Source organism: Klebsiella sp. PL-2018 (genome assembly GCF_019048985.1).
GTDB lineage: Bacteria > Pseudomonadota > Gammaproteobacteria > Enterobacterales > Enterobacteriaceae > Klebsiella > Klebsiella michiganensis.
The window spans coordinates 2390891-2404432 of record NZ_CP077673.1 but is presented as its reverse complement, the minus strand read 5'-3'; the positions used below and the strand labels follow the sequence as shown (position 1 = coordinate 2404432).

The following is a 13542-nucleotide window of genomic DNA, read 5'->3' as shown; positions in this document are numbered from 1 at the left end:
ACAAAGGGGCCGGGCCGGCCCCCTACTGATTACTGCAGAAACTTAGTTGTAAACCACTGAGAAGTTCGCGACCGAGTTAGCTGGGCCGGCAACCACCGTCGCAGTGGTCGACACATACTGAGCATAGAAATTCAGCGTATTATCAGCGGTGCTGGTGAGCGGGTAGGAGTAACCGTTGCTGCCGTGCAGAGGCAGATCGGCTTTATCCGCCGTCATCAGATTAATCGCGACACCGGAGGCTGCGCCAGCGACCGACGAGTCAATAGCCAGCAGGCTGGAGTTACTTAAATCAGGCGTGCCATCAAAGCGGACTTTGGCATTGTTAACCGTCACCGGACAGTTCTTCAAAATAATATCGAATTTCGTCGCGGCGGTTCTCGAACCGGCTACCGGAAATTCAGTTTTATAATAATCGCCCAAAACAACCACCTGGTCCTTTGACGCCACATCGATGTCGCAGGCGGCATCCAAAATATTGCCATTAAAATTAACGGTACCCGCTGCTGCGAAAGCCTGAGTCATTGATAATGCAGAACCTGCTGCAAGTATCGCAATAACAATTTTCTTTTTCATAACGACACATCCTGTTTTACTTTATTTACATTCAGGCAAAATATTTAATAAACGCATTTTGCCATTGCTTTAATATATTGCCGGGAAACAGTGGTATATATCACACCACTATTTCATTTTATTAAAACCGGATTACCCCTGCCGACGAGACAAAATTTATACAACATTTTTTCAGCGCACAATCTATTTCGCGGTCTAAATGTAGACTCGAAATTAACAAAAATAAAACATTCAAATTAAGAAATTACTTAATCATACTGACCCCGGTCTACTTTTGGACTGGCGAGACAAAATCAATAAAATCAATAAAATCAATTGATTATAACCATAATCCACCCGAGTCTATTATTAGACCCGGCGCCAATATTCCCTGAGATGCTGTTTTTTAAGATAATTCCCAACATCGATCAAAAAACGATCGCATAAGTTAGTGAGGTATCTTATGAACACGAGAATTATTCCTGAATTCGGCAACGAACCAGCGGAAGTACTTGAGATAAAACCCTTTAAGCACATTGAGAAATTAATTGATAATGTCCTGCCGTACGCCGAGAGACGAATAGTCTCGAAAGGGGAGATCGTCCATTATTACGATAATAACGTTCGTCAGTGTTTTTTACTTATCCAGGGCAGCGTCGCGCTGCATCGTCGCGGAGACGGGATTGTTTTAAATTCTGAGTCATCGCCATTTCTTCTCGGCGTGTGTAGCCAGTTTTCCTCTGAACGACTTTACGTCAGGGTACTGGAAACATCGGAAATTGCGGCCGTTTCGCTGGAAACGTTTAATCGCGTAGTGGCGCAACAGAACTTATGGGAGCATTTTTCAAAGCTGCTGATCTATACCGCATCGCGGGTTTATGAGCACTGCGCGCAAATATCGCAAATGTCAGCCTATGACATCATTCGTTTTCAACTTGTTGAATTAATGCAAGAGCCCGAAGCTATCCGGCAAAGTATCACCGCGGCGGCCTATATCAAAAGTCGAACCTATCTTTCCCGCAGCGGCGTTATGCGCATCCTCGCAGAGCTACGAACGGGTAAATACATTACCATGGAGCGCGGAGTGCTGATTGACATCCACCACCTGCCGCGAAAGTATTGATTGTTCATGTATCTTCGGAGTGGCAAGAGATACGCGCGAGGTTATAATAAGTCCGATCTCCTTCAGGATTTTCTGACTATGCCATCTGCAAATCAACCCTTCCGCGGCTCCCCTTACGCACAGGAATTTATTTCTCATTTGCAGCCCTACTGCACGACGTACCGAACGGGCCGCGGCGAGCAGTTTGATCTTCAGGTTAACGGTCAGGGGATGTGTTATCTCCTTCTGGAGGGGACGATAGCGATATACCGAAGAAGTGACAATATGATGCTTTCCACGGCGCTCAGTCCCGCCCTTTTCGGCCTCGCTAACCTGACGGACATTTACTTTGATGACTATTTTAAAACCGTCACGCCGTGCCAGATTGGCGTACTCACAACCCGTCGCGTCGAGGAAATCATTAGAGAGAAGGCGCTATGGGGACTGCTCTCTAAACAGCTGATGTTTGTCTATAACCGCCTCTATCATAACGTTATGCCCCAGGGCACGCCAACGGCGTACGAGATGATTCGCCAGCAGCTGATCAAGCTCATGGAGGAAGAGGAGGGTTATCGCTACAGCGTGACGGCTGAAAGATATATCAGAGAGAAAACCCGGCTTTCCCGCAGCGGCGTAATGCGCATTCTGGCGGCGCTGAAAACCGGTGGTTTTATCGAAATGGAAGAGGGGAAACTCATAAAAATCAACAAACTTCCTGCTAAGTACTGATTATGCGGATTGGGCTTTCGGCCCTCTCGCGATCCGGCCTGCGCGCCGAAATGCATTCATGCAACAAATTCTATTCGTTTTCATTATAAGTATTGTCATTTCACAGAAATAAAGATTTATTCACTGCTGACTGGCTCATGTAGAATGCGCTGCTAAATTTCCTTCATCTTTTACGCAATGTCGCCCTGGCGACCGTTCGGGAACCTGTGTAGTACTGAATTATGGATATAGAAACAGATGTCATGTCGATGTGTATGGTCGTGTTGTTAATTATTAGCGTGTTGCTCGATTAACCTCTTCCCCCCCGTAAAATCAGTACGACTCGCCGTCGCCGGACAGGCCAGTCTATTCGCTACGAACCCGATCCAAATCGAAATCGTACCGTTCCCCCGCGCGGCCTGACCTGCCAGCGTATTCCGGGATAAGCGTTCAGAGAGGGGATATTGCCCTGTCGGGCATGGTGCAAATATTAAAAAGGCTGCCAACGATGGTGGCAGCCTCTTCACTTTATGGCGTTACTGATACGAAGAGCGAATTAGCTCCTGATCTTCCTGTAGATAAACAGGACAACCAGCGCACCAATCACCGCCACGACAAAGCTGCCGAAATTAAAACCATCTACACGGCCAAAGCCGAAGAAAGTACTAATCCAACCCCCGACAACTGCACCGATGACACCCAGAATTACGGTAACGATAAATCCGCCGCCGTCTTTCCCCGGCATAATCCACTTGGCTAAAATACCGGCAATAAGCCCAAAAATGATCCATGAAATGATACCCATAGCTAACTCCGTCCTCTTGTTACCTTGTAAATATCTGGTATAGAAAGATTAGCATAAATATTAATGATGTTTCATAAAATTATATTTAGCATACATAGACTTGTCAGCACGGGGATAATGGTCTACGCCCTGAACGCGTACCGGGCAAATAATCAGCAAGCGGAAGTATCGCATCGTGAATAATTAAAACCTCGGGAGAGGCAGCAATAAGCCAGGATTTTTCTTATTAAAAGTGAAACTGGAAGCGGAATACAAAAGCAGCAAGGGGGAAATTTCCCCCTTGCTAACTTAGATGACTGCGGTTGTCAGCCGCGACGAACAGCAAAGGCGCCCTTGTTCATCAGAGATGTCGATTTGCCACACCTGATGACGGGAGCCGACGTGCAGCGCGCGGCACACGCCGCGAACCCTCCCGCTGCGCACCGAACGGATATGGTTGGCATTGACCTCCAGCCCCACCACCTTCTGCTCGCCTTCGCTGCACAGATAACCGGCCACCGAGCCTAAGGTTTCCGCTAATACCACCGACGCGCCGCCGTGCAGCAGCCCAAACGGCTGATGGGTGCGGCTATCTACCGGCATGGTGGCCTCGATGGCGTCGTCGGTAAGGGCCTCGAAACGAATATCCAGCAGGCCGACCATATTACCGTCGCCCATGGTGTTCAGCTGTTCCAGGGTGCTCTGACGTTTCCAAATCATCCCATTATCTCCAGTAGCGCCTGCAGCGGATGGCGTACGCCGCTGCCTTCAATACGCTTCACCTGGCTACGACAGGAGTAGCCGGTGACCAGACAACGATTACGCGGCAGGCGCTGCATCGCCTGCTGCCAGGAGAGCGCGTAGATAGCCAGCGAATTGGCGTGGTTCTTCACTTCATGACCGTAGGTACCGGCCATGCCGCAGCAGCCCACGTTAACGTTTTCCAGCTTCGCGCCAAAACGCGCAAAGATATCCGCCCACTGTTTAGTGGAAGCGGGAAGCGCCGTGACCTCGGTACAGTGGCCAAACAGATACCACGACTCGCCGCCCTGCTCCTGCGCAGCGGTTGCCGACAGCGCCTGCGGCAGCCACTCATGCACCAGCATCACGCGGAAATCGCCGCGCTTGTCGCCGAGCACCTGGTTGTATTCATCGCGATAGCAGAGCACCAGCGCCGGATCGACCCCCACCATCGGCATGCCGAGCTGGGCCACCCGGTTCAGGAAATCGGCGGTTTTCTGCGCGGTGCGCGCGAATCGCGTCAAGAAGCCCTTAATATGCTGGGCTTTACCGTTTGGCGAAAACGGCAGCAGCACCGGCTGGTAGCCTAGCTTTTCGACCAGTTGAACAAAATCGGCAACCACCTGCGCATCGTAATAGCTGGTAAACGGATCCTGAACCACCAGTACCCTTTTCGCTTTCTGCTCTGCGCTCAGCGCTTCCAGCTGCTCCAGCGTGGTATTTGCCGAACGATGGCCGACCATCTGCTGCTTCAGCGACGGGACGGAGAGCAGCGGGAGATCGACCATACCGATATGCTTTTCCGATAGCTTGCGCATCCACGGCTGATTAATAAAGAAGTTGAACGTCTTCGGCGCATGCGCCATCAGCGGCGCGTAGGATTCGACCGCCGCCACTAGATGATCGCGGACCGGCCGCAGGTAGCGGCTGTGGTAAAGCTGGAGGAAACGCGACCGGAACTCCGGAACGTCGATCTTAATCGGGCACTGGGTCGAGCAGGCTTTACAGGCCAGACAGCCGGACATCGCCTCCTTGACCTCATGCGAGAAATCGTACTCTCCCTTACGCGCGTGCCAGCTATTGCGGGTGCGCTCCACCAGGGTACGCAGGCTGGCGCGTTTTTCCGGCAGATCTTTTTCCAGCTGATTGGGGTCGACGCCGCGATCCGCCAGCAGGCGCAGCCATTCTCGCACCAGCGTGGCCCGCCCCTTCGGCGAGTGAATACGGTGGTTGCTGACCTTCATCGACGGACACATCGGGCTTTTGGCATCAAAGTTGAAGCACAGACCGTTGCCATTACACTCCATCGCGCCGCGCCACGAGCTGCGCACGGCAATGGGGATCTGCCGATCGAAGGTCCCGCGCTTAACCGCATCCACCTTCATCATCGGCGCATCCACGCCTTCCGGCGGGCATATTTTACCGGGGTTCAGACGGTTATCCGGGTCAAACGCGGCTTTAATCTTGCGCAGCTCGCCAAACAGTTCTGCCCCAAAGAACGCCGGGCTATATTCGGCGCGGAAGCCTTTCCCGTGTTCCCCCCACAGAAGGCCGCCATACTTGGCGGTTAAGGCTACGACGTCATCGGAGATGCGCTTCATCAGCATCTCTTGCTGCGGATCGCACATATCCAGCGCCGGCCGCACGTGCAGCACGCCGGCATCCACATGGCCAAACATGCCGTAGCTCAGGCCATGACCGTCAAGCAGCGCGCGAAATTCCACAATATAGTCGGCCAGATGCTCCGGCGGCACGCAGGTATCTTCGGCAAAGGGTATCGGTTTAGCGGCCCCTTTGGCATTCCCCAGCAGGCCGACGGCTTTTTTCCGCATCGCGTAGATGCGCTCAACGCCGTCCAGATCGTGGCAAACCTGCCAGCCGATAACGCCCGCTTCGCCGCGCGCCATCAGCTCATCCAGGCGCTGGCACAGGGTTGTCACCTGGCCGTCGATCAGTTCGGCGTCATCACCGGCGAACTCAACGATATTCAGCCCCAGCATCTCTTTATCCGCAACGTCGGTAATGAGCTCGCTGACCGAATGCCAGACAATATCTTCCCGCGCCAGATTAAGCACTTTTGAGTCGACGGTCTCGACCGACAGCGCCTTCGCTTCGACCATAAACGGCGCGTTGCGCAGCGCGGAGTTAAAGGAATCGTACTTAACGTTAACCAGGCGGCGTACTTTCGGTAAGCGGGTAATATCCAGCCGCGCTTCGGTAATAAACGCCAGCGTCCCTTCTGAACCGGTCAGTATGCGGGTCAGATCGAATTCGCTCATCTCGTCATTAAAGACGTGGCGTAAATCGTAGCCCGTCAGGAAGCGGTTAAGTTTGGGGAATTTATCGATAACCAGCTGCCGCTGCGCTTTGCAGCGCTGATAGACCGTGCGGTAAATACGCCCGATCGCCGACTGTTCTGCGCCCAGCGTTTCCGCCAGCGCCGCCGGAATCGGCTGCGTATCCAGAATGTCGCCGCCGATCAGCACCGAGCGCACGCCGAGCACGTGATCGGAGGTTTTCCCGTAGACCAGCGAGCCCTGCCCGGAAGCATCGGTGTTGATCATCCCGCCAAGCGTGGCGCGGTTGCTGGTCGACAGTTCCGGCGCAAAAAAGTAGCCGTACGGTTTAAGGAACTGATTGAGCTGATCTTTAATGACCCCGGCTTCCACCCGCACCCACCCTTCTTCGGGGTTGATTTCAATAATGCGGTTCATATAGCGGGACATATCGACGATGATCCCGGCGTTGAGCGCCTGACCGTTGGTGCCGGTACCGCCCCCGCGCGGGGTAAAGATCAGTGATTTAAAACGTTCTTCCGCCGCCAGTCTTGCCAGCAGAGCGACGTCTGCCGTGGAGCGGGGGAATAAAATCGCATCCGGCAACAGTTGATATACACTGTTATCAGTCGCCATCGTTAGCCTGTCGGCGTAGCTGGTGGCGGTATCGCCGGTAAAACCTTGTTGCTCCAGTACCTGCAAAAAATTCAGCACCAGCTGAACGACACCTGGCGCTTGAGAAATCTGTGGGATCATGACGCTCGACCCTGCCTGACTATGTTGTGTTGTAAGTGATTAAACGTTTGCGTAGTGCACACAACTTTTTATCACATTTTTTTCATATGCGCCCGCCAGAATTAAGGGCAAAATCAGGCGCGCGAAGATATTGATATTATTATCAGTACATGGAATTACGCTGCGTCAGCCTTGTGACGCGACTGCAAAGGTAAAACTTTATCATGATTAACCCCAATCAGCCCCGGGACATACCGCAAGTTCTGCTGTCGGTGCTGTTTTTGTCCCTGATTATTATTTCCTGCCTGTGGGTCGTTCAGCCATTTATCCTGTCATTTGCCTGGGCCGGTACCGTGGTTATCGCCACCTGGCCGGTGCTTTTGCGCCTGCAGCGCCTGCTGTTCGGCAAGCGCGCGCTGGCGGTGCTGGTGATGACGCTGCTGCTCTTTTTACTGTTCGTTATCCCTATTGCGCTGCTGGTCAACAGCCTGGTGGATAACAGCACGCCATTAATAAAAGTGATTACCAGCGGTAACTTTACGCCGCCGGATCTGGCGTGGCTAAATAGCGTTCCGCTGATTGGCGATAAGCTGTATACCGGCTGGCACAATTTACTGGAGATGGGGGGAACGGCGATTATGGTCAAAATTCGCCCCTATCTCGGCACCACCACCACATGGTTTGTTGGCCAGGCGGCGCACATCGGCAAGCTGCTGGTCTACTGCGGACTCATGCTGCTGTTTAGCGCCCTGCTGTACTGGCGAGGCGAACAGGTTGCGTATGGGTTCCGCCACTTTGCCACCCGTCTGGCGGCCAAACGCGGCGATGCGGCGGTGATCCTCGCCGGCCAGGCGATTCGCGCCGTGGCGCTGGGGGTGGTCGTCACCGCCCTGGCCCAGGCGGTGCTTGGCGGTATTGGCCTTGCGGTCAGCGGCGTGCCTTACGCCGCGCTGCTCACCGTGGTGATGATCTTTACCTGCCTTGTGCAGCTGGGTCCTTTGCTGGTTCTGGTACCGTCAATTATCTGGCTGTACTGGAGCGGTGATACCACATGGGGCACCATACTGCTGGTCTGGAGCTGCGTTGTCGGCACCATGGATAACTTTATCCGTCCGCTGTTGATTCGTATGGGCGCCGACCTGCCGATGATTCTGATCCTTTCCGGCGTTATCGGCGGCCTGGTGGCGTTCGGCATGATTGGGCTGTTTATCGGTCCGGTGCTGCTGGCGGTCTCCTGGCGACTGTACGATGCGTGGGTTAACGAAGCGCCGCCGCCGCCGAAGGACCCCGACCTGGTGCTTGAGGAGCTGAGCGAGCTCAATACCCGAGCCGCTCAGGATAAGTAAGTGAAAAGGCGGGGAAACCCGCCTTTTGCCCCTCTGTCCCTATCAATGTCGGGCACGACAGCCTTAAAGCTTAAGAAATCCTAATCTATCTTTCACGTCATTCCACCACCCGCTGCCTGCTAACCGCATTTGCTTCGCAGATTCTTTACCTTAATTTAACTATTGAGAGGAATCCGATCGACGCAAAAAGCCTCAGTGCCTAGTATTAGCTCACGGTTATAAATCAACGCATTGATTTATAAGCATGGAAATCCCCTGAGTGAAACAACGAATTGCTGTGTGTAGTCTTTGCCCATCTCCCACGATGGGCTTTTTTTTGTCCGTTTTCAGTTCCCCAAAAACAAAAAATCCCCGCCACTGCTGAGCTGACGGGGAGTATCCAGTTGCCTGTTTTAGCGAGAACTTACTTATTCAGCTCCGCCAGGCCGAGCCAGGTTTGCACGACCGTGTCCGGGTTCAGGGAAAGGCTATCGATCCCCTCTTCCATCAGCCAGGCGGCAAAATCTTCATGGTCAGACGGACCCTGTCCGCAGATACCGACGTACTTGCCCTGCTTCTTCGCCGCGCGGATGGCCATCGACAGCAGCGCTTTCACCGCGTCGTTACGCTCATCGAACAGCTCGGAGACCACGCCGGAGTCGCGATCCAGCCCCAGCGCCAGCTGCGTCATGTCGTTAGAACCAATAGAGAAGCCGTCGAAGTATTCGAGGAACTGTTCAGCCAGCAGCGCATTCGATGGGATTTCACACATCATAATCAGCTTCAGGCCGTTTTCGCCGCGCTTGAGGCCCTGGCGTTCCAGCTCTTCAACCACCGCTTTTGCCTGCGCGACGGTCCGGACAAACGGCACCATGATTTCGACGTTGGTCAGGCCCATGTCGTTACGCACCCGCTTAACCGCTTCACACTCCAGCGCGAAGCAGTCGCGGAAGCTTTCTGACACATAGCGGCCGGCCCCGCGGAAGCCCAGCATCGGGTTCTCTTCTTCTGGCTCGTAACGTTCGCCGCCGACCAGGTTGGCGTATTCGTTAGACTTAAAGTCGGAAAGACGCACAATCACCCGTTTCGGGAAAAATGCCGCGCCAAGGGTGGAGATCCCTTCGGTCAGGCGACCGACGTAGAACTCTTTCGGCGAGTCGTAGCCTTTCATCAGCTCGCGGATTTCATTCTGCAGCCCCGGCTCCTGATCGTCGAACTCCAGCAGCGCGCGCGGGTGGACGCCAATCATACGGTTGATAATGAACTCCAGACGCGCCAGGCCCACGCCTTCGTTCGGCAGGCAGGCAAAGTCGAAGGCGCGGTCCGGGTTACCGACGTTCATCATGATCTTCAGCGGCAGATCCGGCATATCGCCAACGGTGGAGCTCTTGACGCTGAAGTCGAGGATTTCGGCATACACGTAGCCGGTATCGCCCTCGGCGCAGGAGACGGTCACATTCTGGTTTTCCTGGATGCGATCGGTGGCGTTACCGCAGCCCACTACCGCCGGGATCCCCAGCTCACGCGCGATAATCGCCGCATGACAGGTACGCCCGCCGCGGTTGGTGACGATCGCCGCCGCCTTTTTCATGATCGGCTCCCAGTCCGGGTCGGTCATGTCGGTCACCAGCACGTCGCCGGGCTCGATGCGGTTCATTTCGCTGATATCGTGAATGACCTTCACCGGACCCGCGCCGATACGATGGCCGATCGCGCGCCCTTCCGAAATAATCTGTCCTTGCGCATGGAGGGTATAGCGCTCCATCACCTGGCCGCGGGAACGGACGGTCTCCGGACGCGCCTGCACGATAAACAGCTTACCGGTATGGCCGTCTTTCGCCCATTCGATATCCATCGGACGGTTGTAGTGCTTCTCGATTTGAACCGCTTGCTGCGCCAGCTCCTGCACTTCCGCATCGGTTAACGAGAAGACGTCGCGCTGCGCCTGCGGCACGTCTTCGATACGCACCTGCTTGCCGTGCTCCTGGGTAGGGGCGTAAACCATGCGGATTTTTTTCGACCCCATGGTGCGGCGTACGATTGCCGGCCGGCCCGCTTCCAGCGTGGGTTTATGGACGTAGAACTCATCGGGGTTCACCGCCCCCTGCACCACCATCTCGCCGAGCCCCCAGGCGGAGGTGATAAACACCACCTGATCAAAACCGGATTCGGTATCGATGGAGAACATCACGCCGGACGAGGCCAGATCGGAGCGCACCATCCTCTGCACCCCGGCGGAGAGCGCCACCCCGCGGTGATCGTATCCCTGATGCACGCGGTAGGAAATGGCGCGATCGTTAAACAGCGAAGCAAACACGTGCTTCACCGCGACGAGCACGGCGTCAAAGCCCTGCACGTTAAGGAATGTCTCCTGCTGACCGGCGAAGGAGGCGTCCGGCATATCTTCCGCCGTCGCGGAGGAGCGCACGGCAAAGGAGGCCTCAGCGTCATCGGCGGACAGCTGGGTATAGGCATCGCGAATCGCATTTTCCAGTTCGCTCTGGAACGGCGTATCAATGATCCACTGACGGATCTGTGCGCCCGCTTTCGCTAATGCGGAAACGTCGTCAATGTCGGTTTCATCCAGCAGTTCATAAATGCGCTGGTTAACACCGCTTTGGTCCAAAAACTGATTAAAGGCATCAGCGGTGGTGGCAAACCCGTTCGGTACGGACACGCCCATACCCGACAGATTTGTAATCATTTCACCAAGGGAGGCATTTTTGCCCCCAACCCTGTCTACATCATTCATGCCGAGTTGGTTATACCAAAGCACCAGCGGTGACGAGCCATTGTTGGACATCGAGACAATCCTTTTGTGATTTAATACCAGTGATAAATAATTCACGATCGACTACGAGATTTATCCTGACATATTTATCCAGCTGAAAGAAACGGTGAATCGTTCAAGCAAATTATTTTTTCGTTTTTAGGATTCTTTGCCAGATATAGCTAAGCTAATGATTCTTCAGAAATCTGATGAAATTTGATACAAAAGATACGCAGTTGCGAAAAATGAACTCACCTTTTCATTAAAAATAAAAATAGCGTTTCATTTTTTAAATATGAGACAAAGCCTGGAGCGTTATGCTTAAATTTAATATCAGCTTTCAGACAATTAAACTCATTATACCGGATGGTCAAAATGGAAAGTGCTGTAGATCGCCACGTATTTTATATTTCCGACGGTACCGCTATTACAGCGGAAGTTCTGGGTCATGCGGTCATGTCGCAATTCCCGGTCGCCACCAGCAGCGTAACCCTGCCGTTTGTCGAAAATATTAGCCGCGCGCGCGCCGTGAAGGAACAAATCGACGCGATTTTCCAGCAGACCGGCATTCGACCGCTGGTGTTCTATTCCATCGTGCTGCCGGAAATCCGCGACATCATCCTACAAAGCGAAGGCTTTTGTCAGGATATCGTCCAGGCGCTGGTGGCCCCCCTGCAGCAGGAGCTGCGCCTCGATCCGACGCCAATCGCTCACCGCACCCACGGCCTGACGCCCGGTAACCTGAACAAATACGACGCGCGTATCGCCGCTATCGACTACACCCTTGCCCACGATGACGGAATTTCTCTGCGTAATCTCGATCAGGCCCAGGTGATCCTCCTCGGCGTTTCGCGCTGCGGGAAAACCCCCACCAGCCTGTATCTGGCGATGCAGTACGGTATCCGCGCCGCCAACTACCCGTTTATCGCCGATGATATGGACAACCTGATTCTTCCGGCTTCGCTTAAGCCGCTACAGCACAAACTCTTCGGCTTAACGATCAATCCGGAGCGCCTGGCGGCCATCCGCGAAGAGCGGCGGGAAAACAGCCGCTATGCTTCCATGCGCCAGTGCCGGATGGAAGTGACCGAAGTCGAGGCGCTTTACCGCAAAAACAAGATACCTTGCCTGAACAGTACCAACTATTCCGTGGAAGAGATCGCTACCAAAATCATGGATATTATGGGGTTAAGCCGCAGAATGTACTAACACACTAGTACATTATTAAAAATTTGTTTATGCTATCACCTGAGCCCTATACAGGATCATGCCCTGCTCTTGCAATAAGCGGGGATTGGTTTATCGTGATGCGCATCACTTCCCGGCATTTTCGCCGCGGAAGAAACAGATTTTGAGACCCCAATGAATAAAACAGACGAATTGCGTACCGCGCGCATTGAAAGCCTGGTAACGCCTGCGGAACTGGCTCAGCGGCATCCAGTGTCTGCCGACGTTGCCGCACACGTTTCCGCCTCACGCCGCCGAATCGAGAAAATCCTCAACGGTGAAGATCGCCGCCTGCTGGTGGTGATCGGTCCCTGTTCCATTCACGATATTGATGCGGCGATGGAGTATGCGCGCCGCCTGCAGGGTATGCGCGAACGTTACCAGCCGCAGCTGGAAATCGTGATGCGTACCTATTTTGAGAAGCCGCGTACGGTGGTTGGCTGGAAGGGGCTGATCTCCGACCCCGACCTGAACGGCAGCTATCGGGTGAATCACGGCCTTGAGCTGGCGCGTAGCCTGCTGCTGCAGGTCAATGAACTGGGCGTGCCGACCGCCACCGAGTTTCTCGATATGGTGACCGGGCAGTTTATTGCCGACCTGATAAGCTGGGGCGCTATCGGCGCGCGTACGACCGAGAGCCAGATCCACCGCGAAATGGCCTCGGCGCTCTCGTGCCCGGTAGGCTTTAAGAACGGTACCGATGGCAATACCCGTATCGCCGTTGATGCGATCCGCGCTTCCCGCGCCAGCCATATGTTCCTGTCGCCGGATAAGCAGGGACAGATGACCATCTACCAGACCAGCGGCAATCCGTACGGCCATATCATTATGCGCGGCGGTAAAAAGCCGAATTACCACGCCGCCGATATCGCCGCCGCCGGGGAAGCGCTGGCGGAGTTCGACCTGCCGGAACAGCTGGTGGTGGATTTTAGCCACGGCAATTGCCAGAAACAGCACCGCCGTCAGCTGGACGTTTGCGCCGATATCTGCCAGCAGATCCGCGCCGGCTCGACCGCCATCGCCGGGATCATGGCCGAGAGTTTCCTTCAGGAAGGCACGCAGAAGGTCGTCGCGGGCCAGCCGCTGACCTGGGGACAATCGATTACCGATCCCTGCCTGAGCTGGGACGATAGCGAACGGCTGCTGGATGAATTAGCCGCCGCCACCGCCACCCGCCTGTAGTTCCCCTCCCCACCGTACGCGCGGTGGGGAGCGATTTTCCGCCATCGACCGGCCCGACACCTGCTAAATCTGGTATTCCGCTAAATAAAGCTTGCGTGAAAAACAACATTATTGATAATGATTATCATTGTTACCTTGAT

Annotated in this window: 10 protein-coding genes and 1 other RNA gene; 6 read left to right on the top strand and 5 right to left on the bottom strand. The window is 54.3% G+C overall.

The features are described from left to right. Nucleotides 1-42 precede the first annotated feature (42 nt). The gene (locus tag MKleb_RS11120; protein WP_025108216.1) at nt 43-573 is read right to left on the bottom strand and encodes a fimbrial protein; all 531 of its coding nucleotides are present in this window, start codon (nt 571-573) and stop codon (nt 43-45) included. Between the two features lie 442 nt (nt 574-1015). Between MKleb_RS11120 and MKleb_RS11115 the strand changes: the two genes are divergently transcribed. Together MKleb_RS11115 and MKleb_RS11110 are read left to right on the top strand one after the other, a co-directional pair. Further along, nucleotides 1016-1675, top strand: a complete 660-nt coding sequence (locus tag MKleb_RS11115) for a winged helix-turn-helix transcriptional regulator (RefSeq protein WP_025108217.1) — start codon at nt 1016-1018, stop codon at nt 1673-1675. A gap of 78 nt (nt 1676-1753) precedes the next feature. Further along, complete coding sequence (locus tag MKleb_RS11110) at nt 1754-2383, top strand: helix-turn-helix domain-containing protein (protein ID WP_025108218.1); 630 nt, start codon at nt 1754-1756, stop codon at nt 2381-2383. A gap of 535 nt (nt 2384-2918) precedes the next feature. Here the strand turns inward: MKleb_RS11110 and MKleb_RS11105 are convergent. The 3 genes from MKleb_RS11105 to MKleb_RS11095 form a co-directional block, all read right to left on the bottom strand. Then, nucleotides 2919-3167, bottom strand: a complete 249-nt coding sequence (locus MKleb_RS11105; protein ID WP_004102935.1) for a GlsB/YeaQ/YmgE family stress response membrane protein — start codon at nt 3165-3167, stop codon at nt 2919-2921. A gap of 288 nt (nt 3168-3455) precedes the next feature. Continuing rightward, a complete protein-coding gene (menI, locus tag MKleb_RS11100; RefSeq protein ID WP_025108219.1) occupies nt 3456-3866 on the bottom strand; it encodes a 1,4-dihydroxy-2-naphthoyl-CoA hydrolase in 411 nt (136 codons plus the stop codon). After that, on the bottom strand, nt 3863-6919 hold the full coding sequence (locus MKleb_RS11095; RefSeq protein ID WP_025108220.1) for a D-2-hydroxyglutarate dehydrogenase YdiJ: 3057 nt from the start codon (nt 6917-6919) through the stop codon (nt 3863-3865). The genes menI and MKleb_RS11095 overlap by 4 nt, the downstream gene beginning before the upstream one ends. A gap of 203 nt (nt 6920-7122) precedes the next feature. Between MKleb_RS11095 and ydiK the strand changes: the two genes are divergently transcribed. Both ydiK and rprA read left to right on the top strand, forming a co-directional pair. Further along, complete coding sequence (gene ydiK / locus MKleb_RS11090; RefSeq protein WP_025108221.1) at nt 7123-8244, top strand: AI-2E family transporter YdiK; 1122 nt, start codon at nt 7123-7125, stop codon at nt 8242-8244. A 212-nt stretch (nt 8245-8456) separates the two neighbouring features. After that, an RNA gene (gene rprA, locus MKleb_RS11085) (antisense sRNA RprA) lies at nt 8457-8564 on the top strand. 83 nt (nt 8565-8647) lie between these two features. Here the strand turns inward: rprA and ppsA are convergent. Next, a complete protein-coding gene (gene ppsA, locus MKleb_RS11080; protein ID WP_014229722.1) occupies nt 8648-11026 on the bottom strand; it encodes a phosphoenolpyruvate synthase in 2379 nt (792 codons plus the stop codon). Between the two features lie 342 nt (nt 11027-11368). Here ppsA and MKleb_RS11075 point away from each other — a divergent pair, with 342 nt between their 5' ends. Then, a complete protein-coding gene (locus MKleb_RS11075; RefSeq protein ID WP_004851771.1) occupies nt 11369-12202 on the top strand; it encodes a posphoenolpyruvate synthetase regulatory kinase/phosphorylase PpsR in 834 nt (277 codons plus the stop codon). Nucleotides 12203-12355: 153 nt separating this feature from the next. Beyond that, nucleotides 12356-13402: a 3-deoxy-7-phosphoheptulonate synthase AroH gene (gene aroH / locus MKleb_RS11070; RefSeq protein ID WP_025108222.1), complete on the top strand. Its 1047-nt coding sequence runs from the start codon at nt 12356-12358 to the stop codon at nt 13400-13402. Nucleotides 13403-13542 lie beyond the last annotated feature (140 nt).

Excerpts from the sequence above, each read along its gene's own strand:
- MKleb_RS11120 (WP_025108216.1), bottom strand. The coding sequence starts at position 573 with ATGAAAAAGAAAATTGTTATTGCGATACTTGCAGCAGGTTCTGCATTA.
- MKleb_RS11115 (WP_025108217.1), top strand. The coding sequence starts at position 1,016 with ATGAACACGAGAATTATTCCTGAATTCGGCAACGAACCAGCGGAAGTA.
- MKleb_RS11110 (WP_025108218.1), top strand. The coding sequence starts at position 1,754 with ATGCCATCTGCAAATCAACCCTTCCGCGGCTCCCCTTACGCACAGGAA.
- MKleb_RS11105 (WP_004102935.1), bottom strand. The coding sequence starts at position 3,167 with ATGGGTATCATTTCATGGATCATTTTTGGGCTTATTGCCGGTATTTTA.
- menI (WP_025108219.1), bottom strand. The coding sequence starts at position 3,866 with ATGATTTGGAAACGTCAGAGCACCCTGGAACAGCTGAACACCATGGGC.
- MKleb_RS11095 (WP_025108220.1), bottom strand. The coding sequence starts at position 6,919 with ATGATCCCACAGATTTCTCAAGCGCCAGGTGTCGTTCAGCTGGTGCTG.
- ydiK (WP_025108221.1), top strand. The coding sequence starts at position 7,123 with ATGATTAACCCCAATCAGCCCCGGGACATACCGCAAGTTCTGCTGTCG.
- ppsA (WP_014229722.1), bottom strand. The coding sequence starts at position 11,026 with ATGTCCAACAATGGCTCGTCACCGCTGGTGCTTTGGTATAACCAACTC.
- MKleb_RS11075 (WP_004851771.1), top strand. The coding sequence starts at position 11,369 with ATGGAAAGTGCTGTAGATCGCCACGTATTTTATATTTCCGACGGTACC.
- aroH (WP_025108222.1), top strand. The coding sequence starts at position 12,356 with ATGAATAAAACAGACGAATTGCGTACCGCGCGCATTGAAAGCCTGGTA.